At 62.6% G+C, this 25,432-nt stretch carries 31 protein-coding genes and 1 tRNA gene; 20 read left to right on the forward strand and 12 right to left on the reverse strand.

The genetic code is table 11. The annotated features are described in order from the left end of the window. The first annotated feature begins 227 nt into the window (after window positions 1-227). Together EBB56_RS15505 and EBB56_RS15510 are read left to right on the forward strand one after the other, a co-directional pair. Entirely contained in the window at window positions 228-1,163 is a 936-nt protein-coding gene (locus tag EBB56_RS15505; protein WP_124804755.1) for a histone deacetylase family protein, read from the forward strand. Between the two features lie 332 nt (window positions 1,164-1,495). Next, the gene (locus EBB56_RS15510; RefSeq protein ID WP_124804756.1) at window positions 1,496-2,128 is read left to right on the forward strand and encodes a helix-turn-helix domain-containing protein; all 633 of its coding nucleotides are present in this window, start codon (window positions 1,496-1,498) and stop codon (window positions 2,126-2,128) included. Window positions 2,129-2,159: 31 nt separating this feature from the next. Here the strand turns inward: EBB56_RS15510 and EBB56_RS15515 are convergent, their stop codons facing one another. Further along, the gene (locus EBB56_RS15515; protein WP_045992208.1) at window positions 2,160-3,017 is read right to left on the reverse strand and encodes a formate dehydrogenase accessory sulfurtransferase FdhD; all 858 of its coding nucleotides are present in this window, start codon (window positions 3,015-3,017) and stop codon (window positions 2,160-2,162) included. A 223-nt stretch (window positions 3,018-3,240) separates the two neighbouring features. On the opposite strand from EBB56_RS15515, the gene EBB56_RS15520 reads away from it, so the two are divergent. The 11 genes from EBB56_RS15520 (at window position 3,241) to glp (ending at window position 14,084) form a co-directional block, all read left to right on the forward strand. After that, complete coding sequence (locus EBB56_RS15520; protein WP_045992209.1) at window positions 3,241-3,672, forward strand: DUF3305 domain-containing protein; 432 nt, start codon at window positions 3,241-3,243, stop codon at window positions 3,670-3,672. Then, on the forward strand, window positions 3,669-4,481 hold the full coding sequence (locus EBB56_RS15525) for a DUF3306 domain-containing protein (RefSeq protein WP_124804757.1): 813 nt from the start codon (window positions 3,669-3,671) through the stop codon (window positions 4,479-4,481). The genes EBB56_RS15520 and EBB56_RS15525 overlap by 4 nt, the downstream gene beginning before the upstream one ends. A 119-nt stretch (window positions 4,482-4,600) precedes the next feature. After that, a complete protein-coding gene (locus tag EBB56_RS15530; RefSeq protein ID WP_124804758.1) occupies window positions 4,601-6,403 on the forward strand; it encodes a 4Fe-4S binding protein in 1,803 nt (600 codons plus the stop codon). Window positions 6,404-6,405: 2 nt separating this feature from the next. Then, window positions 6,406-7,059: a molecular chaperone gene (locus EBB56_RS15535; RefSeq protein WP_124804771.1), complete on the forward strand. Its 654-nt coding sequence runs from the start codon at window positions 6,406-6,408 to the stop codon at window positions 7,057-7,059. A 2-nt stretch (window positions 7,060-7,061) separates the two neighbouring features. Continuing rightward, window positions 7,062-7,274, forward strand: coding sequence for a twin-arginine translocation pathway signal (locus EBB56_RS15540; protein ID WP_045992212.1), 213 nt, complete (start codon window positions 7,062-7,064; stop codon window positions 7,272-7,274). Window positions 7,275-7,292: 18 nt separating this feature from the next. Next, window positions 7,293-10,148, forward strand: a complete 2,856-nt coding sequence (locus tag EBB56_RS15545; RefSeq protein WP_108449302.1) for a formate dehydrogenase subunit alpha — start codon at window positions 7,293-7,295, stop codon at window positions 10,146-10,148. Between the two features lie 34 nt (window positions 10,149-10,182). Next, complete coding sequence (gene fdh3B, locus EBB56_RS15550; protein ID WP_045992214.1) at window positions 10,183-10,806, forward strand: formate dehydrogenase FDH3 subunit beta; 624 nt, start codon at window positions 10,183-10,185, stop codon at window positions 10,804-10,806. 9 nt (window positions 10,807-10,815) lie between these two features. Beyond that, on the forward strand, window positions 10,816-11,859 hold the full coding sequence (locus EBB56_RS15555; RefSeq protein ID WP_108133400.1) for a formate dehydrogenase subunit gamma: 1,044 nt from the start codon (window positions 10,816-10,818) through the stop codon (window positions 11,857-11,859). A 149-nt stretch (window positions 11,860-12,008) separates the two neighbouring features. Beyond that, complete coding sequence (locus tag EBB56_RS15560) at window positions 12,009-12,338, forward strand: DUF1244 domain-containing protein (RefSeq protein WP_108133399.1); 330 nt, start codon at window positions 12,009-12,011, stop codon at window positions 12,336-12,338. A gap of 20 nt (window positions 12,339-12,358) precedes the next feature. Then, window positions 12,359-12,871: a molybdenum cofactor biosynthesis protein B gene (moaB, locus tag EBB56_RS15565; RefSeq protein WP_108133422.1), complete on the forward strand. Its 513-nt coding sequence runs from the start codon at window positions 12,359-12,361 to the stop codon at window positions 12,869-12,871. After that, window positions 12,861-14,084, forward strand: coding sequence for a gephyrin-like molybdotransferase Glp (glp, locus tag EBB56_RS15570; RefSeq protein WP_124804759.1), 1,224 nt, complete (start codon window positions 12,861-12,863; stop codon window positions 14,082-14,084). Before moaB ends, glp begins: the two co-directional genes overlap by 11 nt. Window positions 14,085-14,152: 68 nt before the next feature. Here the strand turns inward: glp and EBB56_RS15575 are convergent, their stop codons facing one another. The 6 genes from EBB56_RS15575 to EBB56_RS15600 form a co-directional block, all read right to left on the reverse strand. Next, window positions 14,153-14,728 (reverse strand): ACP phosphodiesterase, encoded by a 576-nt coding sequence (locus EBB56_RS15575; protein ID WP_124804760.1) that lies wholly within the window; start codon window positions 14,726-14,728, stop codon window positions 14,153-14,155. Between the two features lie 10 nt (window positions 14,729-14,738). Further along, a complete protein-coding gene (locus EBB56_RS15580) occupies window positions 14,739-15,092 on the reverse strand; it encodes a TusE/DsrC/DsvC family sulfur relay protein (RefSeq protein WP_045991752.1) in 354 nt (117 codons plus the stop codon). Window positions 15,093-15,101: 9 nt separating this feature from the next. Continuing rightward, window positions 15,102-15,392 carry a sulfurtransferase complex subunit TusB gene (gene tusB / locus EBB56_RS15585; protein WP_108449307.1) on the reverse strand — a complete coding sequence of 97 codons (291 nt, stop codon included), beginning with the start codon at window positions 15,390-15,392 and terminating at the stop codon, window positions 15,102-15,104. Between the two features lie 112 nt (window positions 15,393-15,504). Next, the gene (locus EBB56_RS15590; RefSeq protein WP_045991751.1) at window positions 15,505-15,885 is read right to left on the reverse strand and encodes a DsrE family protein; all 381 of its coding nucleotides are present in this window, start codon (window positions 15,883-15,885) and stop codon (window positions 15,505-15,507) included. An 83-nt stretch (window positions 15,886-15,968) separates the two neighbouring features. After that, complete coding sequence (gene tusD / locus EBB56_RS15595; RefSeq protein ID WP_124804761.1) at window positions 15,969-16,361, reverse strand: sulfurtransferase complex subunit TusD; 393 nt, start codon at window positions 16,359-16,361, stop codon at window positions 15,969-15,971. A gap of 121 nt (window positions 16,362-16,482) precedes the next feature. Next, window positions 16,483-17,154 (reverse strand): Bax inhibitor-1/YccA family protein, encoded by a 672-nt coding sequence (locus tag EBB56_RS15600; protein WP_045991749.1) that lies wholly within the window; start codon window positions 17,152-17,154, stop codon window positions 16,483-16,485. 319 nt (window positions 17,155-17,473) lie between these two features. Between EBB56_RS15600 and EBB56_RS15605 the strand changes: the two genes are divergently transcribed. From EBB56_RS15605 to EBB56_RS15625, 6 genes are all read left to right on the forward strand, one after another. Continuing rightward, window positions 17,474-17,563 (forward strand) — tRNA-Ser (locus EBB56_RS15605). Window positions 17,564-17,616: 53 nt separating this feature from the next. Then, the gene (locus EBB56_RS15610) at window positions 17,617-19,431 is read left to right on the forward strand and encodes a site-specific integrase (RefSeq protein ID WP_260425377.1); all 1,815 of its coding nucleotides are present in this window, start codon (window positions 17,617-17,619) and stop codon (window positions 19,429-19,431) included. Between the two features lie 87 nt (window positions 19,432-19,518). After that, window positions 19,519-19,803, forward strand: a complete 285-nt coding sequence (locus EBB56_RS15615) for a hypothetical protein (RefSeq protein WP_016854961.1) — start codon at window positions 19,519-19,521, stop codon at window positions 19,801-19,803. An 880-nt stretch (window positions 19,804-20,683) separates the two neighbouring features. Continuing rightward, window positions 20,684-21,040 carry an RNase H family protein gene (locus tag EBB56_RS15620; protein ID WP_311767536.1) on the forward strand — a complete coding sequence of 119 codons (357 nt, stop codon included), beginning with the start codon at window positions 20,684-20,686 and terminating at the stop codon, window positions 21,038-21,040. A 36-nt stretch (window positions 21,041-21,076) separates the two neighbouring features. After that, the gene (locus tag EBB56_RS22415) at window positions 21,077-21,466 is read left to right on the forward strand and encodes a helix-turn-helix domain-containing protein (RefSeq protein ID WP_366077750.1); all 390 of its coding nucleotides are present in this window, start codon (window positions 21,077-21,079) and stop codon (window positions 21,464-21,466) included. A 16-nt stretch (window positions 21,467-21,482) separates the two neighbouring features. Continuing rightward, entirely contained in the window at window positions 21,483-21,833 is a 351-nt protein-coding gene (locus EBB56_RS15625) for a hypothetical protein (protein ID WP_045991746.1), read from the forward strand. Here EBB56_RS15625 and EBB56_RS15630 read toward each other — a convergent pair. The 4 genes from EBB56_RS15630 to EBB56_RS15640 all read right to left on the reverse strand — a co-directional run bounded on the left by EBB56_RS15630 (window position 21,751) and on the right by EBB56_RS15640 (window position 23,923). Then, window positions 21,751-22,107: a KilA-N domain-containing protein gene (locus EBB56_RS15630; protein WP_083970248.1), complete on the reverse strand. Its 357-nt coding sequence runs from the start codon at window positions 22,105-22,107 to the stop codon at window positions 21,751-21,753. The two genes, EBB56_RS15625 and EBB56_RS15630, sit on opposite strands and share 83 nt — an antisense overlap. Further along, window positions 22,052-22,480 carry a Rha family transcriptional regulator gene (locus EBB56_RS15635; RefSeq protein WP_083970249.1) on the reverse strand — a complete coding sequence of 143 codons (429 nt, stop codon included), beginning with the start codon at window positions 22,478-22,480 and terminating at the stop codon, window positions 22,052-22,054. Before EBB56_RS15635 ends, EBB56_RS15630 begins: the two co-directional genes overlap by 56 nt. 356 nt (window positions 22,481-22,836) lie before the next feature. Beyond that, on the reverse strand, window positions 22,837-23,010 hold the full coding sequence (locus EBB56_RS21925; protein ID WP_157033004.1) for a hypothetical protein: 174 nt from the start codon (window positions 23,008-23,010) through the stop codon (window positions 22,837-22,839). Between the two features lie 283 nt (window positions 23,011-23,293). Beyond that, a complete protein-coding gene (locus tag EBB56_RS15640) occupies window positions 23,294-23,923 on the reverse strand; it encodes a recombinase family protein (protein WP_045991745.1) in 630 nt (209 codons plus the stop codon). A 321-nt stretch (window positions 23,924-24,244) separates the two neighbouring features. On the opposite strand from EBB56_RS15640, the gene EBB56_RS15645 reads away from it, so the two are divergent. Next, window positions 24,245-25,141, forward strand: a complete 897-nt coding sequence (locus EBB56_RS15645; RefSeq protein WP_083970691.1) for an FRG domain-containing protein — start codon at window positions 24,245-24,247, stop codon at window positions 25,139-25,141. Here the strand turns inward: EBB56_RS15645 and EBB56_RS15650 are convergent. Continuing rightward, the gene (locus EBB56_RS15650; RefSeq protein WP_260425378.1) at window positions 25,113-25,322 is read right to left on the reverse strand and encodes an abortive infection family protein; all 210 of its coding nucleotides are present in this window, start codon (window positions 25,320-25,322) and stop codon (window positions 25,113-25,115) included. The two genes, EBB56_RS15645 and EBB56_RS15650, sit on opposite strands and share 29 nt — an antisense overlap. Between the last annotated feature and the right edge of the window lie 110 nt (window positions 25,323-25,432).

Genomic DNA, 25,432 nt, shown 5'->3' on the forward strand with positions numbered 1-25,432 from the left:
GGTGGTCTCCTCAGGCGACGGGTAGCCGACACCCTGGCGGCGAATTGTGCGCACTTGCGCACTTGAACGTTATGGAAATAGTGCCGGAGTGTGGCGCTACCCCACAACCACGTCCAGCGCTAGCTTGACCAGGAACAAGGCATCCTTGGCATCACGCTTCGACCATTTGCCACTGTCTCGGGGTCCGTATTACTCCTAAGGTGGCGCCAGACCAGTCGGAGATATCGATGATCACAGCCTTTCTCAGTCACCCGTACTGCCAGCGTCATGACATGGGGCCGGATCATCCGGAGAGTCCCTTGAGACTCGATGCCATCAGGGCGCAACTGATGCGCTCTGGCGTGCTGCAACACGCGATGCAGGCAGACGCTCGGGAGGCCACTGAAGAGCAGTTGCAGCGCGTGCATCCCGAGGCGCACCTCGCTCGGCTGGAGCAGGCTTCGCCCCAGGAGGGGCACGCCTCGATCGACGCCGATACCCTGATGAACAGCGACAGCCTGCAGGCCGCACGTCTGGCCGCCGGCGCCGTGGTCAAGGGGGTCGATCAGGTGTTCCGCGGTCAGGCCGACAATGTCTTCTGTGCGGTCAGGCCTCCCGGTCACCACGCCGAGGCCCAGGAGGCCATGGGCTTCTGCTTCTACAACAATGTTGCCGTCGGCGCGGCCCACGCCCGCGCCGTCCACGGAGCGCGGCGCATCGCCATCCTCGACTTCGATGTCCACCAGTGCAACGGCACCATCGACATCTTCAAGAATGACCCCGAGGTGATGGTCTGCACCAGCTTCCAGTATCCCTTCTACCCCTGGCGCTATCTGGATACCCCTTACCCCAACGTGGTCCACACGCCGCTGCCCGCCGGCACCGAAAGCGCTGGTTTTCGCGCGGCCATCGAGCGTGACTGGTGGCCCGCTCTTGAAGACTTCGGCCCTGAGCTGATACTGGTCTCGGCGGGCTTCGACGCCCATCGCGACGACCCCATGGCAGAGTTGTGTCTCGCCGACGAGGACTACCACTGGATCACCCAGGGTATCCTCGATATTGCCCGGCGACATGCCGAGGGCCGCGTCGTCTCGGTGCTGGAAGGGGGCTATGACCTGGCGGCGCTGGGACGTTCGGTGGAAGCCCATCTGCGGGCCCTGCTGGGGTTGGCCTACCAGCCCTGACGACGGCGACTGGAGCCGTCTTGGCGAATCGCCTTTCACCTGGTGGCTTGGCTCACCCCTTGCCCTTGCTTTGCCTTGTCCTTGCTTTGCCCTGCCCCAGCCCCTTACGTCGGCCTGTGTTTCCCGATGCCGGGAAACATGTCCGGGAAATATCGACGCGCCGAACCGCCTCATGGTGGACTCGGACGCCAGGCTGTCAGCAAACTCCAGTAGCAGGCCGGGGCAGATAGTCCAGATAGAAAACCCGGGTCGAATGCCCGCCGAGACACAGGCAGGGAGTGGCGACGCTGTGGTAGCCTAGAGGAAACCTGGTTTCCTATTGTGAACACGACATGGCGCAACACACCGATCAGGAGGCGGCACTCAAGATCGCCTCCGGCCGCAAGGCCTTCGTCGAACCCCTTCGTCTGGGGGAGCGACTCAAGGAGATTCGTCTGGCCAACCAGTGGACCCTGGAGGACGTCAGCCAGAAGACCGGTCTCGCGCGCTCGACCCTGTCGAAGATCGAGAACGATCAGATCTCGCCGACCTTTACCGCCGTTCAGAAGCTGATCGGCGGCCTCGACATCGACCTGCCCCAACTGCTGTCACCGCCCAGGCAGCAGACCCGCACCATGGGCAGGCGAGACATGACGCGCCGCGGCCAAGGCCAGCGCCACCCTACCCCAACCTACGAACACGAGCTGCTCAGCTGTGAGCTGGCGCAAAAGCGCATGATCCCGTTCAAGACCATCGTGCGCGCCAGACACTTCGAGGAATTTTCCGAGTGGGTGCGCCATGATGGCGAGGAATTCCTGATGGTGCTGGACGGCGAGATTCTGCTGTACTCGGAATTCTACGAGCCGCTGCGCCTGGTTGCAGGAGACAGCATCTACTTCGACAGCGACATGGGTCACGCGCTGGTTTCGGTGAGTGAAGAGGACGCCACCGTACTGTCGGTCTGTACCCGTCGCGAGAACACCTGAGCGACAACGTCTGGGAAGCCCCCGATGGCGCCTAGTCTTTCGTCTGCCGGCGCTTGATATCTCCGGGACGCCGGGCCGGCTGTGCGTCGAAGTCGAAGCGCTCGCGCCCATGGACAATCTGGAGCCTGCGCCCCTTGGCCCGAGCGATCAGCAGCACGCCGAAGCGCCGGGCTAGCTCCACGCCCTTCTGGGTAACGCCTGAGCGCGACACCAGCACCGAGATACCCATCTGGGCCACCTTGAGCACCATCTCAGACGTCAGCCGTCCGGTGGTATAGAAGATGTCCGCCTGGCCGAGCGGAAGGTCGTCGAGCCACTCTCGGCCAGCCAGGGTGTCCACCGCATTATGCCGGCCCACGTCTTCGACAAAGTCGAGCACCTCGGTCTGGCGACATAACGCACAGCCATGGACCGCCCCCGCGCTGCGGTAGGTCTCGTTGTAGTCTCCCAGGTTGTCGAGCAGCCGATAGATCACCGACTGACTCACCCTGGCCTGGGAAAGCCGGGTCTGTGGCACCGCATCGAGCAGGCGACCGAATACCGTGCCCTGGCCGCAGCCGGTGGTAACGGTGCGCTGGCCTAGCCGTTGCTCCAGATCCTCCGGCGAATGGCGAGTGACAACCGCCGCAGCCTCGACTTCCCAGTCGACCATCACCGCCTCGAGGTCTTCGCGCTGCGTAATCAACCCCTGATTGCGCAAATAGCCCACCACCAACGCCTCCGGGTCCGCTCCCAGCGACATCAGGGTGACGATTTCCCGCCGGTTGAGGTAGACCGTCAGCGAGCGCTCCGCGGCGATAGCCTGACGGTGCGATTCGCCGAACTCATCGACGACGTCGATCTCGATGGTGGGCGGCAACAGGGCGTGACTACGTTGTATGGTCGACATCTCGATCCCCGAGAAACATTTCCGATAGGCCTTTCCGATCGACCTTCCCATCGGACAATAAGCGCTGAGGTGGCCGGATAACGTCGAATTGACGGCGTGATGCGGAAACTGCTTTGCTAATACTGCTTGCTGACACGAGTCGGCCGATAAAAGCAGTCGGAACCACGGATCAGGTTCGACGGCATGACTGACCGCATCCTGCCATTGCCAAGGACATTACGCCATGACGAGGCTAGCCAATCGCCGGCCACTCAGTGTGACGATCACGCCACAGGACAAGGTAATCAAGGGCTTTCGCCAGCGCAGCTGGGCAGTCGAGCGTCTGGAGCCTGGCGATCAGGGGCCCAGCGTCGTGACGCTGGTGCTCAGCCTGACCGAGCGGGCGGCTTATCGGTTCAACCTTCAGGCCGCTGCCCCACGTCTGTTTATCCGCGCCGGACACAGCGACGGAGAGCCCCATATCGATGCCATCACCGCCAGCCAGGACGTCGCGGCCAATTGGATGGACGGAGAACACCGCGTGCTCGCCACAGAGATGCCACTGGCGATCCAGGCCTGGATAGAGGCCTATCTGGTGGCCCATGGCGAGGCGCCGATCGAGGGTCGCAAGAAAAAGCGCAAGGGTGCCGGACGTGCGCGGGAGAACACCCCATGAGTCGCCTGTCACAGTGGTCCCGCAGAAAGCTCAAGGACCCGTCGGTTGTCGACGGCACACCCCCTGACGCCACCGCCGCCAGTGATGCTGCTCTCGACACGCAGGGAGCCCCCGCCGCCCCAATTGCCAGCAGCGATGCCGAACCGTCCCACTCCGAGGTCGATACCGCTGCCGCGCCCGAGCACGATGCGCACGACGGCGCATCAATTGCGGACGCGACCTCTGATGCGGACGTCGAGCTACCGCCTCCCGAGTCACTGGCGCCCGGCAGCGATATTCGGGCATACCTCGCCTCGGGCGTGGACCGGGCGCTCAAGAAACGCGCCCTGCGCCAGCTGTTTCGCGGTGAACGCTACAACCTGCGCGACGGGCTGGATGACTATGATGATGACTTTCGCGCCAAGCTGACCCCCTTGCCCAGCGAGACCGCCCAGCGCCTGCGCCGGTGGTGGGATAACGTCGATGACGAGGAGGCCGCGGAAGATAGCGTCGCCGACTCAGCGGGCGAAACGCCAGACGCTCTTTCAGACACCCCGCCAGACGCCCTGCCAGACACCCCGCCAGGGCACAGCGATCAGGGAGACGGCGCTAGCGACGAGGACGTCGCCGATACCACCACGACGCCATCACCGTCACAGTCACAGTCGCAAGCCAACGCCACAACGTCGGAGGCCATGACACAAGCTGGCGAACGAGGTGTCTGCCACACCTCCGCATCCGCCAAGGCAGGCCGTGCAGCACCAGCCGCTGGCTGGGCGCTGGCTGCCAGCGAGGAAGATCCCGAGGGGCCTGGTCCCACCTCGTCATAGCGGTGCTTACCGCCTTCGACCAAGGAGTGTTGGCGCATTTGATGTACAGCGCTCACACTTGGGGATGACACATAAGAAAAAAATCATAACGAACACAAAGTTTTCGACCGTGAGTCAGCATGAACCAGAAAATCGCAACCGTGCCGGTGGACACCGAGGTCAACCGGCAGGCCCGTGAGCGAGCCCTTGGCGCCGTCTCGTGGCCGCTCAATCTCGTCGCAGCAACGGTGGGTTACCAAAGCCACGGCCATCTACTGGCGATTGGCGACAGCGCGTCCCTGCTGGAAGTACTGGTGCGTGCACGAGGGCTTGAACAAGGGCTTGCCAGTATCACGCTGGTGGTGACCGATGTGCCGGACGATGCGCTGTTGCAGCGTGCCGAGGCTGCCGATGTGCAGCTCCAGCCGCTACTCGCCTCCCAACTCGGACGGCTGCACCTGGAAGGCTACCTTGGCCACTTCAGCGCCTGGCTCGAAGGCCATGAGGGCCCCATCGAGCTTGCCCGGGCACTGCTGGGCCGAGAACACCATGACCTGGTGCTGGACCTGACACCGACACCGCGCCTGCCCCTGGAACTCCCGCCTCCCGGCTATTTTCATTCCCCGGTCGCCGGTGAAGCGCGCACGACACTGATCGACGGCCTCGGCGACTATATCGGTGAATTCGAAAAGCCCCGCTACTTCGAGGTCCACGCCGATCGCTGCGCCCACTACACTCGTGGCTTCGGTGGCTGTACCCGCTGTCTGGAAGTGTGTCCCGCCGACGCCATCAAGAGCGTCCCCGGACGCATCGATGCCCGCATCGAGATCGATCCCTACCTGTGTCAGGGGGTCGGTAGCTGTACCAGCGCCTGCCCCACCGGGGCCATCGAATTCCGCCAACCGCATAGCCTGCGCCAGCAGGACACCCTGCTCGCCTGGCTCGACCACTACCACGCCGCCGGCGGCCAGTCGGCGGTGCTGCGATTCGTTCAGGCCGATCAGGCCCTACACGTGCAATCCGACGCGGCCGGCCACGTCATCGATGTGGCGCTGGAAGATCTGGGTTCTGCCGGCGTCGACCATTGGCTGTCGGCCATTGCCGCCGGCGCCTGCGAAGTGCGCATCCAGGCCTACTCCGACATGCCGGACAGGCTGGTCGCTCACCTGGAGGATCAACTGGCCCAGGGCAGAGCGATCCTCGAGGCGCTGGGGCATGATCCCGGCCGATTGCAGTGGTTCAGCGATGAGGAGCAGGAAAGCTCGCTCGCCCTGCCTCGCCATGCGGGTCTGACGCCTCGGCTGCGCTCCCTGGAACAGGCTCAAGCGTTCGGGAGCGACAAGGACACCCCGTCGGCCACGGTACAAATGGCCGGCGGACGACCCGGCAATACAGGGGCAACAGATGGCGCAGAAGCGCCCGGCAAGCGCGAGCGTCTCACCCTGGTACTGGACCATCTGGCCGCCACTGGCCATGTGGACGGCGAGCGGCACCCGATGCCTCCGGGCAGCCCATTCGGTGGCATCGAGGTCAATGCCGATGCCTGCACTCTGTGCATGGGCTGTGTTGCCAGCTGCCCGACCGGCGCGCTCGGCGCCGGAGGTGACACCCCGCGCCTCGACTTTCGCGAAGCAGACTGCGTCCAGTGCGGCCTGTGCAGCAAGAGCTGTCCAGAATCCGCCATCCGCCTGTCTCCCGGCTTCCTCGCCAGCGCGGAACGCAGCCAGTGGCGAGTGTGCCACGAAGACGCACCCTTTCACTGCATCGTCTGTGGCAGCGCCTTCGCCAACGCCCGCACCATCGCCGCCATCCAGCAGAAACTGGCCAACCATGCGTACTTCAGTGGTGACCAGGCACGTCGGCTGGAAATGTGTCAGGACTGCCGGGTCAAGGACGTATGGCACGAGATGGCGACCAATCCGGAGGCCCAGCTCAAGCTATGACCATGCACGACATTCCTGACTCCCGCACCGAAGAAGCCGATCTGAGGGCCGACATCTACGCCCTGCTGGCGGCACTGCTGCGCGAGCCCCCCAGCGAAGCCCTTCGCCAGTGGCTTGCCGGCCTCGAGGGAGAGCCGGACGACATTCGTCTGAGCCAGGCCTGGAGTCGGCTGGCCGCCGCTGCTGCCGACAGCGACGTCGAACGCCTGGAGCGTGCCCACTTTCGTCATCTGATCGGGGTCATCCAGGGCGACGTGCTGCCCTACGCCTCCTACTACCGCGAAGGCGGCCTGATGGAAGCATCACTGGTCGCACTGCGCCGGGATCTCAAGGCGCTGGGCATCCAGCGCTCTGCCGACGTCTCGGAGCCGGAAGATCATCTGGCGGCAATGTGCGAGGTCATGGCGATGCTGATCGGCCAGAACGATCAGCGAGCCGGCAGCTTCTTCCATCGCCACCTGGCACCCTGGGCCAGCCGCTGCATGCACGATCTTGCCCGGGTCGACACCCCCTTCTATGCGGCGCTGGGTGAACTGGCGACGCTGTTTTTCCAGCGCGAGAGCGCCATCCTGATCGACAACACTACCCTTGGAACCCCTGTGCCCGGCACCAGCGTCCACGAGGACCGAGGCCAGGCCCTTGGAGCAGGAGAATGAGCATGAGCACAACGCCCAACACTCAACGCCGTCGTCTTCTCAAGGCCCTGGGGGGCGGCACCGTGGCCGCCGGTGCCGCGGTGGTGGTCGGCCAGGCCTCGGTAGCGGTTGCACGCGATGACAGCGCCACGACCGCCACCGAGAAAGCCGATGACAGCGCCGGTTACCGCGAGACAGAACACGTACGTGCCTTCTACGCATCCCTGCGCGACTGACAACAAGGAGAGCCTGCCATGCGACTGACACGTACCTCCACCACACCCAAGGTCTCCGGTCTCGGCATTTCCCGGCGCCAGTTCCTCAAGCGCAGTGGCGCGGCGACCAGCGGTGTCGCCGGTCTTGGACTCTTCGGCTCACCGATGATGCAACGCGCCGAAGCGGTCGAGAAGACGCCCTACAGCGATGCTCCGGTGGAAACCCGCCGCACCATCTGCTCCCACTGTTCGGTGGGCTGTGGCGTCTACGCCGAGGTCCAGGAAGGGGTCTGGACCCACCAGGAACCAGCCTTCGATCACCCGATCAATCGCGGTGCCCACTGCGCCAAGGGCGCTTCACTACGCCAGCACGGCCACTCCACCCGCCGCCTCAAGTACCCGATGAAGCTGGTCGGGGGCGAGTGGCAACGTCTGTCCTGGGACCAGGCCATCGACGAAATCGGTGCCAAGGTGCTGGAACTGACCGAGCAGCATGGCCCGGACAGCGTCTACTGGCTCGGCTCGGCCAAGTTCAGCAACGAACAGGCCTACCTGATGCGCAAGTTCGCGGCGCTGGCCGGTACCAACAATACCGACCACCAGGCGCGCATCTGCCACTCCACCACCGTGGCGGGCGTCGCCAATACCTGGGGCTACGGAGCGATGACCAACTCGCTCAACGACCTCCAGAACAGCCGCTCGATCATGTTCATCGGCTCCAACCCCAGCGAAGCGCACCCGGTGGCGATGCAGCACATCCTGCTGGCCAAGGAGCGCAGCCAGGCCGAAATCATCGTCGTCGATCCGCGCTTCACCCGCACGGCGGCCAAGGCCGACCACTACGTGCGGATCCGGCCGGGTTCCGACGTGGCCTTCATCTGGGGCCTGCTCTGGCACATCTTCGAGAACGGCTGGGAAGACCAGCAGTACATCGACCAGCGCGTCTACGCCATGGACGAGGTCCGCAACGAGGTTGCCAACTTCCCGCCGAGCGAAGTGGAGCGCATCACCGGGGTGCCGGAAGCCGCCATGTACGATACCGCCAGGCGGCTGGCAGAAAACCGTCCCGGCTGCATCGTCTGGTGCATGGGCGGCACCCAGCACACCACCGGCAACAACAACACCCGGGCCTACTGCATCCTCGAACTGGCGCTGGGCAATATCGGCAAGTCAGGCGGCGGCGCCAACATCTTCCGGGGGCACGACAATGTCCAGGGGGCGACCGATCTCGGCCTGATGTCGCATTCGCTACCCGGCTATTACGGTCTGTCGGAAGCCGCCTGGAAGCACTGGGCGCAGATCTGGGACCTCGATTACGAATGGCTCAAGAGCCGCTTCGATCAGACCGAGTACGCCGACGGCTACCCCATGCACTCCAGCGGCATCACGGTATCGCGCTGGATCGATGGCGTCCTCGAGGAAGACCAGGACATCTCCCAGCGCACCAGCCTGAAGGCGATGTTCTACTGGGGTCACGCGGTCAACTCCCAGACCCGCGGCACCGAAATGCAGAAAGCCATGCAGAAGCTCGAGATGATGGTCATCGTCGACCCCTATCCTACCGTCGCCGGGGTCATGCACGATCGCAGCGATGGCGTCTATCTTCTGCCGGCGGCCACCCAGTTCGAGACCTACGGCAGCGTCACCGCCACCAACCGCTCTCTGCAGTGGCGTGACCGGGTGGTGGAACCCGCCTTCGAGGCCAAGCCCGACCACAGCATCATGTACCTGCTGAGCCAGCGCCTCGGCTTCGCCGACGAGCTGTTCAAGAACATTCAGATCAACGGCGAGGAGCCGCTGATCGAGGACATTACCCGGGAGTTCAACCGCGGCATGTGGACCGTGGGTTACACCGGGCAGAGCCCGGAGCGGCTCAAGACCCACCAGCAGAACTGGCATACCTTCAGCTTCCGCGATCTGCGTGCCGAAGGCGGCCCGGCCGACGGCGATTACTACGGCCTACCATGGCCCTGCTGGGGTACCGCGGAGCTCAATCACCCCGGCACCCCCATTCTGTACGACACCAGCAAACCGGTGTCCCAGGGCGGCCTGACCTTCCGTGCGCGTTTTGGCATCGAGCACGAAGGCACCCCGATTCTCGCCGACAACTCGTTCAGCGCCGGTTCCGATCTCGAGGACGGCTACCCCGAGTTCAGCGCCCAGATGCTCAAGGACCTGGGCTGGTGGGATGAGCTGACCGACGAAGAAAAGGCCGCGGCGGAAGGCAAGAACTGGAAGACCGACCTGTCCGGCGGCATCCAGCGCGTTGCCATCGCCCATGAATGCTCACCTTTCGGCAACGCCAAGGCGCGCTGCAACGTCTGGACCTTCCCCGACCCGATTCCCAAGCACCGCGAGCCGCTCTATACCTCACGCCGGGATCTGGTCGAGGACTACCCCACCTGGGATGACGTCGCCTCGCACTACCGCCTGCCGACGCTGTACCAGAGCATTCAGCAGAATGATGCCAGCAAGAAGTACCCGATCATCATGACTTCTGGCCGCCTGGTCGAGTACGAAGGCGGCGGCGAGGAAACGCGCTCCATGTCCTGGCTGGCCGAGCTGCAGCAGGAGATGTTCGTCGAGATCAACCCTGCCCTGGCCAACGACCTGGGGGTCAAGGACGGCAACATGGTGTGGGTGGAAGGCGCCGAAGGCGGCCGTATCAAGGTCAAGGCCATGGTGACGCCTCGGGTAGCGCGGGAAGTGGTGTTCATGCCCTTCCACTTCGGCGGCATGTTCCAGGGCGAAAGCCTGGCCGATCGCTATCCGGATGGCACCACGCCTTACGTGATCGGTGAGGCGGTCAACACCGCCACCACCTACGGCTACGACTCGGTGACCCAGATGCAGGAAACCAAGTGCACCCTGTGTCGCATCGAACTCGCCAGCTAGACACCGACGTCACCGAACCAACAGGAGTTTCGACATGGCCCAGATGAAATTCATGTGTGACGCCGAGCGCTGCATCGAGTGCAATGGTTGCGTCACCGCCTGCAAGAACGCCAACGAGGTCGAGTGGGGCATCCAGCGCCGCCGGGTGGTCACCCTGAACGACGGCGAGCCGTCCGAGGTGTCCATCTCGGTGGCCTGCATGCACTGCGATGACGCACCCTGCATGGCGGTCTGCCCCACCGACTGCTTCTACAAGACCGACGACGGCATCGTGCTGCACGACAAGGATCTGTGCATCGGCTGCGGTTACTGCCTGTACGCCTGCCCCTTCGGCGCGCCGCAGTTCCCCCAGCAGGACGCCTTCGGCGAGCGCGGCAAGATGGACAAGTGCACCTTCTGCGCCGGTGGCCCCGCCGACAGCCCCGAAGAAGAGTACGAGAAATACGGCGCCAACCGCATCGCCGAGGGCAAGCTGCCGCTGTGCGCCGAAATGTGCTCGACCAAGGCGCTGCTGGCAGGCGATGCCCAGACCGTTGCCGACATCTTCCGCGAGCGGGTGGTGCGCCGTGGTCACAAGGATGGCGCCTGGTCGGATATCGGCAATGGCTCGCCCTCGGCGATCGACGCCATGGCCTACGACGCCACACGTAACCAGTGAGGAGGCCCCATGAACCTTCGTGATGCCTTGCCTCGACCGGGTGGAGCCCTGGGGCTGGTGCTGCCGGCACTGCTGCTGTTGCTGCTGGCCTGCGCCGCTCCCGCCATGGGTGCCGATCCCAATGCCGAGATCGCCACCGCCGTACCCAGCGCCGACGCCGACACCTGGCGCCAGGTGAAGGATGGCGAGTCCTTTATCGATACCCGCCATGATTCGACCTACAGCCTGATCAACCAGAGCGGCGAGAGCTGGCGCCAATGGCGCAACAAGTGGGTCTCGCCCTTCGGGCTGATCGCCGTGGGCGGCATGCTGGCGATGATCACCATCTTCTATCTGATCGTCGGTCGCAGCCGCCTCGATGAGCCACGCACCGGGCGTAAGCTGTTGCGCTGGTCGGTACTCAGCCGGGCGCTGCACTGGACCCTGGCGACGCTGTTCATCATCCTGGCGCTGACGGGCCTCAACATTCTCTACGGCAAGTTCGTGTTCAAGCCAGTGTTTGGCGACGCCTTCTGGGCTGCGATGATCAGCGGCACAAAGTTCCTGCACAACTACATCGGTCCGTTCTTCGGTCTGCTGCTGATCTTCGTGCTGTTGCGCTTTCTCAAGCACAACTGGATCAAGGCCCACGATATCGAGTGGTTCAAGCAAGGCGGCGGCATGGTCGGCGACAAGCATCCAGACGCCGGCTTTGCCAACGGTGGCGAGAAGGCCTGGTTCTGGCTGTTGGCCACGGCCGGCATGGTTGTCTTCGTCAGTGGCCTGGTACTGGACTTCCCGAACTTCGACCAGAGCCGGGACACCATGCAGTGGGCCAACATCATCCATGCAGTGGGTGCCCTCGCGCTTACCGCCGTCTCCTTCGGTCACATCTATATCGGCACCCTGGGGACCGAGGGTGCGCTCGAGGGCATGACCACCGGCTACGTCGACGAAAGCTGGGCCAAGCAGCACCACAACCTGTGGTACGAAGAGGTCAAGGATCAGGCCGAGGCCCCGGCTGACGTCGAGGCAACGGACGATACCAAACCGGAATCTCCCAGCCCCTCCTGAGCGCAGCCCCACCCACGGTGACCGCTATCCCTCTCGCCGCCCCGGGCTCACTCGGGGCGGCATTCTTTTGCCGCTGTTCTTGTGACGGTCTTGCGTTACCATCGTGGGACAGTCGCCCGACTGATCGTTTTCTGTTACTGGAGTCCCCCATGCAGCACCTCGATGAGGCCACTCGCACCGAACTCGAGGCGGCCGCCTTCCGCCGCCTGCTTCGCCACCTTGACGACAACAAGGATGTGCAGAACATCGATTTGATGATTCTGGCGGACTTCTGCCGCAACTGCCTGTCCAAGTGGCTGGTCGCCGCCGCCGAAGAGCGCGGTGAGACGCTCGACTACGAAAGCGCCCGTGAACACGTCTACGGCATGCCCTACAGCGAATGGAAGGACATGTATCAGGCCAAGGCCACCCCCGAACAGATGGCGGCCTTCGAGGCTCGCCAGCAGGCCAAGCAGCAGCGTACCGGTGACAAGGAGTGACGCCAGTGAGTCAGGACACCATGATCGGGTTGAAGGTGGCGGTGCTGACCGTCTCCGACACCCGCACCGAAGACACCGATCGCAGCGGTCAGGCGCTGGTGCAGCGGCTCGAGGCCGCCGGCCACCAGCTCGCCGACAAGCAGATCGTGATCGACGACATCTATCGTATCCGCGCGGTGGTGTCAGGCTGGATCGCCGACCCCGAAGTGCAGGTGATCCTGACCACCGGCGGTACCGGCTTCACCGGACGGGATTCCACCCCGGAGGCGGTATCGGCCCTGCTCGACAAGCGCATCGAGGGCTTCGGCGAGCTGTTCCGCCAGCTGTCCTATCAGGAAATCGGCAGCTCCACCGTGCAAAGCCGCTGCCTGGGAGGCATGGCCAATCACACCGTGGTGTTCTGCCTGCCGGGCTCCACCGGCGCTTGCCGCACCGCCTGGGACGGCATCCTTGCCGAGCAGCTCGACAGCCGTCACCGGCCCTGCAACTTCGCCAATCTGGTGATACCGGAGCGGGGGCAGCATGACGTCTAGCCACGCAGCGTCACTGGCGCCCATGGAGGACGCCCTGGCCACCCTGCTCGAAGGCGTCGCGCCGCTGCCGGTGGAGCGCCAGCCCTGCGAACAGGCCGAAGGCCGTGTGCTGGCAGCCCCGGTCGTGGCGGCCCTGGATGTACCGCCGTTCGACAATAGCGCCATGGACGGTTACGCCCTGCACCATGAAGACGCCGGACAACGCCTGCCGGTGGCCCTGCGAGTGGCCGCCGGGGCCCCGGGCGAGCGACTGGAGCGCGGCCGCTGTGCCCGCATCTTTACCGGTGGCCAGCTGCCCGAAGGCGCCGACTGCGTGGTGATGCAGGAGAAGGTCCAGCGTGAAGGTGATGAGGCCGTCATTCCCGCCGACATCCCGGCGGGCGACAACGTGCGCCGGCGCGGCCGCGACGTACGCGCAGGCGCCCCGCTGCTGGACGCCGGCACTCGGCTGGACGCCGCCGCACTTGGCCACCTGGCAGGCCAGGGTATCGTCGAAGTGGACGTCCACCGCCGACCCAGGGTGGCCTTGCTGTCCACCGGCGACGAGATCATCGATCCGGGCAAGCCCCTGGCAGCTGGCCAGATCTACAACTCCAACCGCCCCATGCTCAAGAGCCTGCTGGAGCGCTTCGGCGCCGAAATAGTGCTCACGCGCAGCGTACCGGATAGCCCGGAGGGTACCCGCGCCTGTCTGAAGGAGGCCGCCGAGGTAGCGGACCTGGTGGTCTCCACCGGCGGCGTCAGCGTCGGTGAGGAAGATCACGTCAAGGCGGCGCTGGAGTCACTGGGCACGCTGAACCTGTGGCGCCTGGCCATTCGTCCCGGCAAGCCGCTGGCCCTGGGCCAGATGGAAGGTCCTGGCGGCACGCCGGTGCGGTTTGTCGGCTTGCCCGGCAATCCGGTGTCCAGCTATGTCGGTGCCTGGCTATTCTTGCGCCCACTGCTGGGTGCCCTGCAGGGCTGTGAGTCCATGGCGGAGTTACCGCGGCTGTGGGCCCGCAGCGACTTTGCCACCTCCACCGGTCCGCGCCAGCACTACATGCGGGTGCGCCTCGCCTTCGGCCCACAGGGCGTCAGCGCCCTGGCGTTTTCCGACCAGAACTCCGGGGTACTGTCATCCTGCATTGATGCCGACGCCCTGGCGGTGATCCCGCCCCATTGCGAGATAGCGCCGGGCGACAAGGTGGAATGCCTGTGGCTGCGTACCTGGTAGCGGTCCGCTGAAGCAGCGCGGTAGTCGCTAGGCGCGGTCCGAAAAGTCGACGAGCGAAGGTTAGAGCCCTAGGAACCCGAGGTCTCGAGTTCCGCGCGGGTATCGCGCCACAGGGTCGCAAAGTCGTCGTCCAGTTGACGATAGTCATCGCGCAGATGCGGTACCAGTTCGGCCAGTCGGTTGGGCCCGGACAGGCGTGAGCCAATGCCGGCGATGGCACGGCAGGTGAAGGCGAGGCTGGCGTAGCGGCGCAGCCAGTCCTCACGCACCAGTACCGGCACCATGGTGGCCAGCCGCTGCGGTGCGCCGTGGTACTCGAACAGTCGATAGCATCGCTCGATCACGACCTCGCGCTCGTGCGGGTCGCTGGTAGCCAGATCCCGAGCGAGAAAGTGGTCCCACATCAGATCCAGGGCGATACCGGCCACACGACGACTCGCCGCAGGTGCCCGACGTCGAGCGGCAAGTACCGAGGGATGACGATCGACGAAGGCGTCTACCCGCCGGTGATGATGTATGCCTGCTGCGACGCCTTCGGGCCACTGGCCGAGATCGCGCCCCTTGACGCCGTCGGCGATCAGGTTGCCGAGCAGAAAATCGTCGTCACCGGCACGAGTGAGCCAGGCGTGGGCGAGAAAGTTCAACGCCGCACGTCTACAGGCAGTTGGTTGGTTTGGGCAGGCCCGCCAAACGGGCGCCCAGCTTGGGGGGACTGCCGGGGAACAGCTTCATCAGGTACAGCGAGCTCCCCTTGTCCTTGCCCAGCGCCTGGCCCACCGCCTTGACCAGCGGGCGCATGGCCGGTGCCTGCTCGAAGCGCGCATAGAAGTCTCGCAGGACGTCGATCACCTGCCAGTGTTCGTCGCCGAGGGTGATGCCCTCTTCCGCCGCCAGCGCCTCGGCGACGGCGGGACTCCAGTCATCGAGATTGACCAGATAGCCTTCCGGGTCCAGGGGGACGGAGGCCTGGCCGAGATCCAGGGTTCGTGCAGTTTCAGTGCTTGCCATCGTGTTACCTCAGTACCAGCTGACCACTTTATCGGCCTCTTCGGTGAGCCTGACAAAACCGTCCACGTCGACGACTTCGATGCCGGTGGCACAGTGTTCGCTCAAGCCGCGCGCCTCGAGATCTTCGGCCAGCGCCAGTAGACGACCGGGTAGAGACGACCACAGCGCCTGCTGGGCCGGCAGAGCGCCAAGCACGGCGTCTTCGATCAATAACAGCTTGTCGTCTTCTGCCAACGCCCGTAGCGCCTGCCGATAGACCGTCGACTCCAGCGGTGAACGATTGAGGGTGTGCAGTATCATCCCGATTCCTGGTATTGGTCGTGGGTGAGTCCAGTGGCTGACGTCGATGGGTGAAACCTGGTGGGAGCGAGCCCCGACAGAGACGCGGTCTCGAGTCGTCTGTGACGCCGATTCAGAAGGTCAGCACCAATGCGTGCTCCGCCATCAGGGCGGCAATGGCGTCACCCTCGATGACAGTGGCATCCGGCGTCAGCGTCTCGGGCGCCACGCCCAACTCGGCAAGTCCTGCCCCATCCACGAACAGCCGGTCGATGTCGTACATCTCGAGCATGGCCAGCGTCGGCTGGGTGCCCTTCTGCCCCAGCGGACCGGCGCCCTGCCCCGGCACCAGTGCCGCCACGCCACTGGCCATGAACAACAGTGATACCCGGCGCCCGAAGGCGGCGGCCACCAGCGCCGTGTCGAGACCTTCTTTCAGGTAGCTGGTGCCATGGGGGCCATGACGAAGAATCACCAGCAGATCCCCCGAATCGTCGTTGGGTTCCTCAATCATCGACCTTCCACTCTTCTCTCGGTTCAGCGTTGCCCTGCTCGGGACCCATTGCCTGGCGGCAGTCGGCAGCAGCTCGGTGTCGTTCAGGCACCAAAGGTTACCAGCCTGTCACACTCGAGGCCCAGGTCCACCAGCTGCCCGAGGCCGGTCAGCTCGAACGGCGCCTGGGCACTGTGGCCTTGCTTGCCGTGCCTGGCCGCCTCGTCGGCGTCGACGATGCCTCGGCGCAGTGCGGCGGCGATGCATACCTCGAGACGCACGCCATGCTCCTGATTCAGCGTGGTCCAGCCGTCGACCAGATGAGGCTCGTCCTGGGGCGGCGATGCCAGGCGCGCGGCGTTGTGAACGCCATCGCGATAGAAGAAGACGGCCTCCAGGTGGTGACCGCGGGCGATCACCGCACGAGCGAAGCGCAGCGCGCTGTGTGCGGCCTGATGGCTGTAGGGGGCACCCAGCAGCAGGATGGCATAACGCATGGTATTCCCTTGGCTCCCGCCAACGTCGGGAGTTGAACAAAGCGGGTCATCAAAAACACGTCGGCCCCGCCAAGGCGGGGCCGATAGTGTACGACAGTTGTGCCAGAACGTCTTGCGACGATCAGTCCTGGCTTACCACGCCCAGCAGCGACAGCAGGCTGATGAATAGGTTGTAGATCGACACATAGAGAGTGATGGTGGCGAGGATGTAGTTGGTCTCGCCGGCACGGTGCACGATCTCGCTGGTCTGGTACAGGATCGCCGCGGAGGAGAACAGCACGAAGCCAGCCGATACCATCAGCGACAGCGACGGAATGTTGAAGATCAACGCCGCCACCATGGCCAGGATCAGCACGATGGCGCCAGCCATCATGAAGTTCGCCAGGAAGCTGAAGTCCTTGCGAGTGATCAACGCCACCGCCGACAGACCAAAGAAGGTCAGGCCGGTCATGCCCAGTGCGGTCATGATCAGCTCGGGACCGTTGGACAGCGTCAGATAGGCGCTCAGGATCGGGCCGAGGGTGAAGCCCATGAAGCCAGTGAAGGCAAAGGTCGCCAGCAGGCCGAGGGCGGAGTTGGCGGTCTTGTGGACCAGGAACATCAGGCCGTAGGCGCCGATGAAGAACACCAGAATGTTCATCTGCTGTACACCGAGGGCCACGGCGGCCCCTGCGGTGATGGCAGAGAACAGTAGTGTCATCGCCAGCAAGCCGTAGGTGTTGCGCAGAACCTTGTTCGTCGCAGCGACCTGCGTCTGGGTCTGACGATTCACCTGTGACTCTTGATAAGCCATGTATCCAGAGCTCCCTGTTGGTTGACATGCATTCGACACAGCATGCCCCCAGCAAGTTCCCGACGCAAGCCGCCTGGCGACGGGGTTTCAACGCCGTTCAAGCGATCAGACTGGCCCATGGGCCCGCCATGGGCAGCGCGAACACTGTTTCCTATCGGCGACAAAAAATTGCTTAGCTGCACAATTTTTGCGCAGTCACCCTATTGCAACAGCTCCCTTGAAGGCATCAGGGAGGGGTGTCGCTCTCTCGCGTAAGACATTGATCGCACAGAAGTGTTGACGTGAGGAGAAAAGCTGGTAAAGTACACCGCCGTGAGCCGGAGGGATGGCAGAGCGGTTGAATGCACCGGTCTTGAAAACCGGCAAGGGTTAACGCCCTTCCAGGGTTCGAATCCCTGTCCCTCCGCCACTCGAACACTAGGCCCTGAGGAATCAGTAACATACTGTCCTCGGGGCTTTTTCTTGCTTGGCTGTCCCATTGAAGTGTTACATTGGGAGGCCATGAAGACCGTGAAAGTCACCGGACATCCTCGCCTGTATCGCCGTGGCGCTCGCTACTATCACCGGGCCGCCATCCCACAGGACATCCAGGCCAGCTACCCCAAGGCTGAAGAGACCTTTTCCCTCAAGACCTCCGACTATCAGGAGGCGCTACGCCGTGTCCGTGAGGCAGCCGCCGAGGTGGACCGGAAGTTCGACCATCATCGTCGCTGGGTGGCAGCCCAAGCCCAGCCCCTCGACGCCCTCACCAATGAACAGATCGAGCACCTTGCAGCCCTCTATCATGCGTCCCTACTGGAAGCCGACGAGGAGATAAGGACGGAAGGCATCTTCGAGGAGGAGCCCGGCGAGCCCGGTACGGACTGGGAACGCTGGGACTTCGATGAGTACGCCGAGGAGCTTGAAGACAGCATAGGCCATACCCGCCACCTCTACGCCCGTGGTCGGATGGACACCTTCTTTATGGACGAGGCCGAGGACATTCTGTCATGGAATGGGGTAGAGCTTGCCCTGTCGCCGGACTCTCCAAGCTGGCGTCCGCTGGCTCGGGCACTACAGGCCGCCTACATTCGCGCCGGTAAGGACCAGCAGTCGCGCAACGAGGGCGAGATAGTCCCGACACCCACCGTGGACTCGCTGCCATCACAGGCCACCGCCCCAGCGTCGGAAGCTCGCCAGAGTCTCGCGGACGATGGACAAGGCCCGCTGCTCTCCGCCGTGGCCAAGGAATGGATCGCGGAGAAGTCTCTGAGCTGGGCGCCGAAGACCACCAACGATCACCGGACCACCCTCGACAACTTCATCACGGTCGTCGGCGACAAGCCGCTGGACGCCTACGCGAAGGCCGATGGTCGCGCCTTCAAGTCGGTCCTGATGAAGCTCCCCAGCAACTGGACGAAGCAAAAGCCGCTCCAGGGACTGGCCATCGACAAGGCTGCCGAACGAGCCGACGAGCTGGGCATGGCGCCGATGTCGGGCAAGAACGTGAACAAACTGATCGGCTACGCCGCTGCCTTCTGGAACTGGGCCGCCAAGCACTATGACGAGTGTCCGCCCAATCCCCTGAACGGCTTGAAAGTGGCCATCAAGAAGCGTGCCCGCGAAGAACGCGATCCCTTCACGCTGGAGGAGCTGCGGGCCATCTTCCGCGCCCCTGTCTTCACCGGCTGCAAGTCGCTCCATCACTGGCGCCAGCCCGGTACGCTGGTCCCTCGGGACTCGGGCATGTTCTGGGTGCCGCTGGTTTCGCTGTTCACCGGGGCCCGGATGGGGGAAGTCCTGCAACTCTATGTCTCGGATGTTCAGCACGAGCACGGTATCGACTTCATCGACATCAATGGCGACGGCGATGACAAGTCGCTGAAGACCACCAGTAGCTGGCGCCAGACGCCCATCCACCCTGAGCTGAAGCGGCTGGGCTTCCTCGATCACGTCGAGAAGATGCGCCAGCAAGGGAGCCAGCGGCTGTTCCCTGACATGCCCATGGGGAACGACGGCTACTACTCGTCCGTCTACTCCAAGCGGTTCCGGGCGCTGCTCGACTCCCTCAAGATCAAGCACGGGCAGAACGCCTTCCACTCTCTACGGCACAACTTCGAGGACGCTTGCCGGAACTCGGGCGTTGATAAGTATGTGATGGACGCCCTGCAAGGCCACGCCGAGGCGGGCATGTCAGCACGGTACGGGTCTGGCTACGAGCTGGAGACCCTAAACGACTCCATCTGTCGCCTTGAGTACCGGGGCCTTGACTTGAGACACCTGCATCAAAGTAAATGACCTAACGGTACAGCAACAACTGACCATTTAGGGAATGGCGCCATAGACCGCCTTCTCAAGTACGTCGACTATTAGCGCGGGACATCTATGAAGCAACTGACCTTGGCCATACTCATCGCTGCAAGCCTGTCGGCTGGAACGGCATTCGCTCATGATCGCTGGGGCGCAGATCATTCCTGCTCTCAGCCCATCAAGCCCTTTGAGTTCACCAGCCAGTGGCAAGTCGATCAGTTCAACATGGAGGTAGATAACTACCGGATGTGCATCCAGAACTTCGTGGATGAACAGAATGACGCCATAGACAACCACAGCAGTGCAGCCGAAGAAGCTATTAGCGAGTGGAATAATTTCGTGGACTTCGAGCTGAACTAACCAGCGCATCGCCATGCGCGCCCGCTCACGGATCTTTTACCGTTGGGCGGGACTCACCCCCCCATAAGCGCTCACAGCGCCACACAGCGCCAAATTGATTGCGGCCCACCTATGGAGAACCAACCGTTCTCTGGGGACCGCTCTAAGAAGGCTAGGCATACTGCGACCGACTTCGACGCCCCTGCTCACCGTAGCTTAATCGCCTTCGAGATGACGCTAGTAACTGCCCCGCTTGTCGGGGTGCTTGGGAACGCGGAGATGCTCGACGTAAGGACACCGGGGAGGTGGTAGCCCCCGGCGCAGTCCGGGCGACCTGTCGCGCCAGCGACGGGCTGCCTACGGGTAGCAGGGGACATCTAGAAGACTGGCACCTGCGCCCTTCCGTAGGTCCTTCTCTTCTAGTCCATCTGTAAGACGCACCCCCTGAGCACACCCGGCGCCATCGCTGGCGTCGTTATCGTCCATGATCCACCCATGACAGACTAGGGCCGTGGACCTCTTCCAGTGCTCCCGGTCGGCTGCCCTTGCTGACCACCTATCGGCTTTCCCCTTGGGCCGACGTTCCGACACTCCCTCGCTGCTCAATGCGTGGGCGCGTGTCTGGGATACATCATCACCATCATCGAACCCAGCACATTCTCGAAGGCAGTCGGGCAGTCAGGCGGTATCGTCCGTCTTGCTGGTCCGCTTGGCTGAAGGGGCCGACTGTCTCCGACAATGAGGACGAACGATCACCATGGTTCAACCGACCACACCCACCGACGACACACGGCCCACCATCTCCATCTTCACGGACGGCGCTTGCAGCAACAACGGCCAGAGCAACCCGCAAGGCGGCTGGGGCGCTGTCCTGATGAACGGCCACGGATAACGCCTGAAGATCGCCGGGAAGCTCCAGGGCGACACGATCACCAACAACCGGGCCGAACTGACGGCAGCCATCAAGGCATTGGAGGCCCTGAAGCGGCCCGCCCATGTCGAGCTGACGACAGACAGCGAGTATGTCCAGAACGGCGCGACCGAATGGCTGAGCGGCTGGAAGCGTCGAGGCTGGAAGACGGCCAGTAAGGCCCACGTCAAGAACGCCGATCTATGGCGCCAGCTTGATGCCCTGCTTCAGACCCACGCCGTCCGCTTCCACTGGGTCCGTGGCCACGACGGACACCCGGAGAATGAGCTGGCGGACTCGCTCGCCGTGGCTGGCGCTGAAGGCGCGTCGGTGAAGGAGTACGGCTAACCCGAGAACCTGAGAACAAGGACAAGGATGGAGGACATGTCACACACGGATACGAGGAACTCTGAAGCCTCACGGAAGCCCGGCCCGAAGCCCAAGGTAGATAGGCAGGAGGTCATCCAGTGGCGACAGCAGAACGGAGCCACTCGACGCGCCACAGCCGAACACTTCGGTATCAGTGACACGCAGGTCAAGGCCATCTGGCGAGAGGCTGGTCTGTCCTACACGTCCACCGTGCCCTCAGGGGCTATGCCCAAGATCGACCCGAAGACGGTCGCCGATTGGCGCTGGACCCGGCAAGCATCCATCGCTGAGACTGCCCGACACTTCGGCATCGGGAGAACGACCGTGTGGAGGGCCTGTCGGGCGCATGGCGTGGATCTGAGCCATCGCTGGGAAGAAGGCAAGTTCCGACGCACAAGACGATAGAGAGGCATGCACCACCATGGCCATCGAGGTTCACACTGTCCGCCAGCTCAAGGGTGCCAGCCCACGGACCAAGCTCCACCACCTCCACAAGACCGTCTGTCGGCGAGGGATCAATGTCCATCTGACCAATGATGACATCCACGTCACGCCCGCTGTCATGTCGATCCTTCTCCAACGTCGCCCCGAAGACCTCGACAAGGGCGACTCACAGGCCCTCCGTACGCTGCTCGGCCTCAGGCACGACCGGGAGGCCAGCCCATGCCTTGCGCCAGCGAGTGAGACTTTCAAGGCGCAGTCACGGGACATGGAGGCAGCGGCGGGCCTGTTCTATCTGCTCGTCGGGGGACCTGCGGCTGAGGCTCAGTGACCATCTGGTCGTATGCACGGATCACCTTCAGGTGGAACGCGGGGCTGATCCACATGGCATAGGCGTAGACCAGCTCCTTGACGACGAAGGTGCCACCATTGCGGCCGGCCCGTGAGACGCTCGGCTCGAAATTCTGCGAATCCGCAGAGTTTGCGAGTTCAGCGATAAGGGCATACGTCTCCGTCCGGCGGTTGAAGAACGCGGGCTGGTCATTCGGATTACCACCGGCTGCCTTGTGGAGGTCGTTGAGGTTGAAGCGGCATGGTTCGGCAATGCCTCGCCTTCACTGTCCAAACCAGACGCAGCGCCTCGGCGAAGGACTGCGGAACTTGCGGCTGGGCCACTTGCTTCTCCAGCTCTTGCCAACGGTCCACCAAGCGGGCGGTGAACTCCGGGGAAAGCTGGGCGACGATCACATAACTGTCGCGCTTGTTGACGTAGTAGACAGACGCGGACTCAGCTCGGCGGGACTGCTGAATGCTGACTTCCCCCCATTGGGGACGTGAAATGACACCATGGGATGCCAGTCGTGAGATGGACAGCTTCACCTTGTCGTGACGTTTCTCGACCACCTCCGCGATCTCGCGGCTGCTCCTGGTGGGCTCGGTGGTGGCGCTGGCGCTCTCTCGCGAAATCTGGAGGACCATCAAGGCATTGGCCCTGCCGAGTTGCTCACATGGCTGCATTTCCAGTGGCCACGCCGAGGAATCGCCACGGTGGCGCGGACAGCAGACACGCAGGAAGATGATCTACCTGTGTTCGCCTGACTCCGTGTGTCCGTCGCTGAGCCAGAGGAACGGGACTCCGAGGGACTCCTACAGGCGACCACCCCGGCCATTTTGTGGCGCACATCTGAGCCGGTAATTGAGTCTATAAAGGGAACGCGCTTCCCCGTGCCCCGCCCCGAGCGGGCGCATGGTGGCGGTTGGAAGTCGATCTTCATGGCACCCACGGGGGGATGAACGAAGCAAGGCACCCATCCCCCATGGCTGAGCGTCAGCGCCTAAAGCACCGGCTCATGCTTGGCATCTGCCCAGCGATCCGGGGACAGGCCGCACTGATTCCAGGCCAGTAGCCCGACCATCGGCATCCGCAGGAAGACATCTCCCGCGACCAACCTGACGATCAATCCCATGATGGCCAGCTCTATGCCCCAGCGAGCGAACTCAATACGCATTGCGTCGTCTCCTTGCTGTCTGATGGTAGTCCTTGGCGCCCGGCTCTGAGCGCCAGCACCGGGCACGCTACAGGCCATGCCATACATAAATAAATAATTAATTAATTATAAAAGGATTAACCCGCTTTCGGGTCTGGTTCGGCAGGGGATGAATGGACTTCTCTCAGGCTGCCCGCGCTGACTGGCTCCCGGTGACAACCGATTCACCAGGGGATGGCTTCAAGCCGACACAAAAAAGTAGGACCGCCAGGCCCTGCCTCGATGTCACACCGCATGTTGTCCCTCACTGAGCGGGCTGCTCGGCTCGCTTCATGGCGCGTTGGACGGTGCTGACACCACAGCCCACGATGTCGGCAGTCTTGCGGACACTGAAGCCTTGCTCCCGAAGCTCCATGACCCGCCGATGTAGTTCCTCGTTCACCGGACGGCCCTTGTAGCGGCCATCCTGCTTGGCCTTCTCGATGCCCTGGGCCTGACGCCTACGCCTGTCCTCGTAGTCCTTGCGGGCGACTGCCGCCAGCATGTCGAGAAGCATGGCGTTCACTGCATCAAGCATCCGCCCGGTGAAGTCGTCACCGTTGCCCACGGTCAGCGCCGCATGGCTCGTCGGTAGGTCCAGGGAGACGACCCGAAGGCCCGCGCTTTGGATGGCGCCCTTGAGCCTGTCCCAATCGCCTTTCGTCAGGCGCGTCAGTCGGTCCACCTGCTCGACCAACAGCACGTCGCCGGGGTGGGCATCGTCAATGAGTCGCGCCAGCTCAGTACGGTCGGCCTTGGTCCCGCTGGCGTTCTCGATGTACCACGACGCGACTGTCACTCCCTTCTCGCTGGTGAAGCTGGTCAGCGCCTCACGGGCACGGCTGGCGTTCTGGTCATCGGTGGAGGCGCGGAGATAGGCACGGATGTAAGCCATCGTCGTTCACTCCCTTGTCGAGCAGCGTGTTCACTTGGATGTGTTCACAGTAGGTGTGCTCGCTAGGGTCGTCAACCCATGTATGTGAATACGGATACAGGACGCCTTGAGACGTGCTCGCTGAGGTACACCCTAGTGGTCACGGATCGACGCCGCACTGACAGCAGACCGACGCGAGCCGAAGGATGGACGCCGGGTACGCACAGCTTGTAGATTATTCGTTCACCTGTGTGCCTTGGTTTATTTTTGCGAAACGCCCTAGACATGTCAGGCACTCGATCTGGAATGGACATGAATCATCAAAATAAGAAGGAATAATCGATGTGGGATGAGATACCTCAGAGTGAGCATCACAATGCTTCAGAACTTCTGAAACACTTTATTGACAACCAAAGTGCGGGCATTATTTATAGAGGGCTAGGCCATCAGTCCTGGACTCTCAGTCCATCAATTTCAAGGGCCACAGGGTCTCGCAAGTTGAATGCCATCTATGCTGATGACTCAAGAGCATTTAAGGAAATTGCGTACTTAGCAAGATTTGTAAATGCTTGCGACGATGCTGGGATAAAAGTGGCTGGAGATAGCGACCAGCTAAGAGATTTTCTGTTAGAGCCAAGAGGGACAAACAGTTATGGGCGCGTCGTAGATTTATTTAAGTACCCAAGCCTTTGGCCGTCAGACGACAATGCTGTATTTCACTTTCTCGCACAAGCACAGCACCACGGGGTTCCTACAAGACTTTTAGACTGGACAACTTCACCATTAGTTGCTTGCTACTTCTCTGTTTCTCAGGCCATACATGAAAGGGGAAGGCTGCTTTCACAGAGAGAAGATGCAAATCTTTCAGAGTGGATGCTTGCCGTTGTAGAACTTGACACAATGCAAGCAGCAGGATTCAAGGAAACCTTTAGGATTAGAAATGCTCCAGGCTCCACCAGCCAGAACTTAGCCGCTCAGAAGGGGCGCTTTACGTTCATCAAAGGCTTTGATCTTGGCGATCTTGATCTTTTGAATCATAGACATTCCCGGAGCTATCTAAAAAGGCATCTTCTTCCTCTTTCGGAAGCATACAATCTGATGCGACAGATAGAAATGTTAGGAGTGACTACAGCGACACTCTTTCCAGGTCACGACGGTGCTGCGAAAGACTCAATCGAAACCATGCTTCTGGAAGATTTAGATCAGGAAATTAGGGATTTTTCCTTACCTCGAGTGTAGCAATCAAAAAAGCAGCCATGGTTCCCGCAAGGTTGACTGCAAATTCAGCATGTCGAGGACTCGGCTTAACTGGCCGAGGCCCTTGGCCATGAGCATCTCCAACTTTATTACGAAGCTCACCAAGACCAGTAACTATGTTAGAGCATCCTCCAAGAATACGCTTGAAGGTTGGCGGTCTCAATGAGCAAGTGCAACACCTGATCGATCAGGTACGCTATCGCTATGACTCATTGCTACCACCACCTTACTACTGAAGAACGTGCCACCATCATGCTGATGCGTGAAGGTCAC

The sequence above is a fragment of the Halomonas sp. YLB-10 genome, assembly GCF_003856855.1.
Lineage (GTDB): Bacteria > Pseudomonadota > Gammaproteobacteria > Pseudomonadales > Halomonadaceae > Halomonas > Halomonas litopenaei.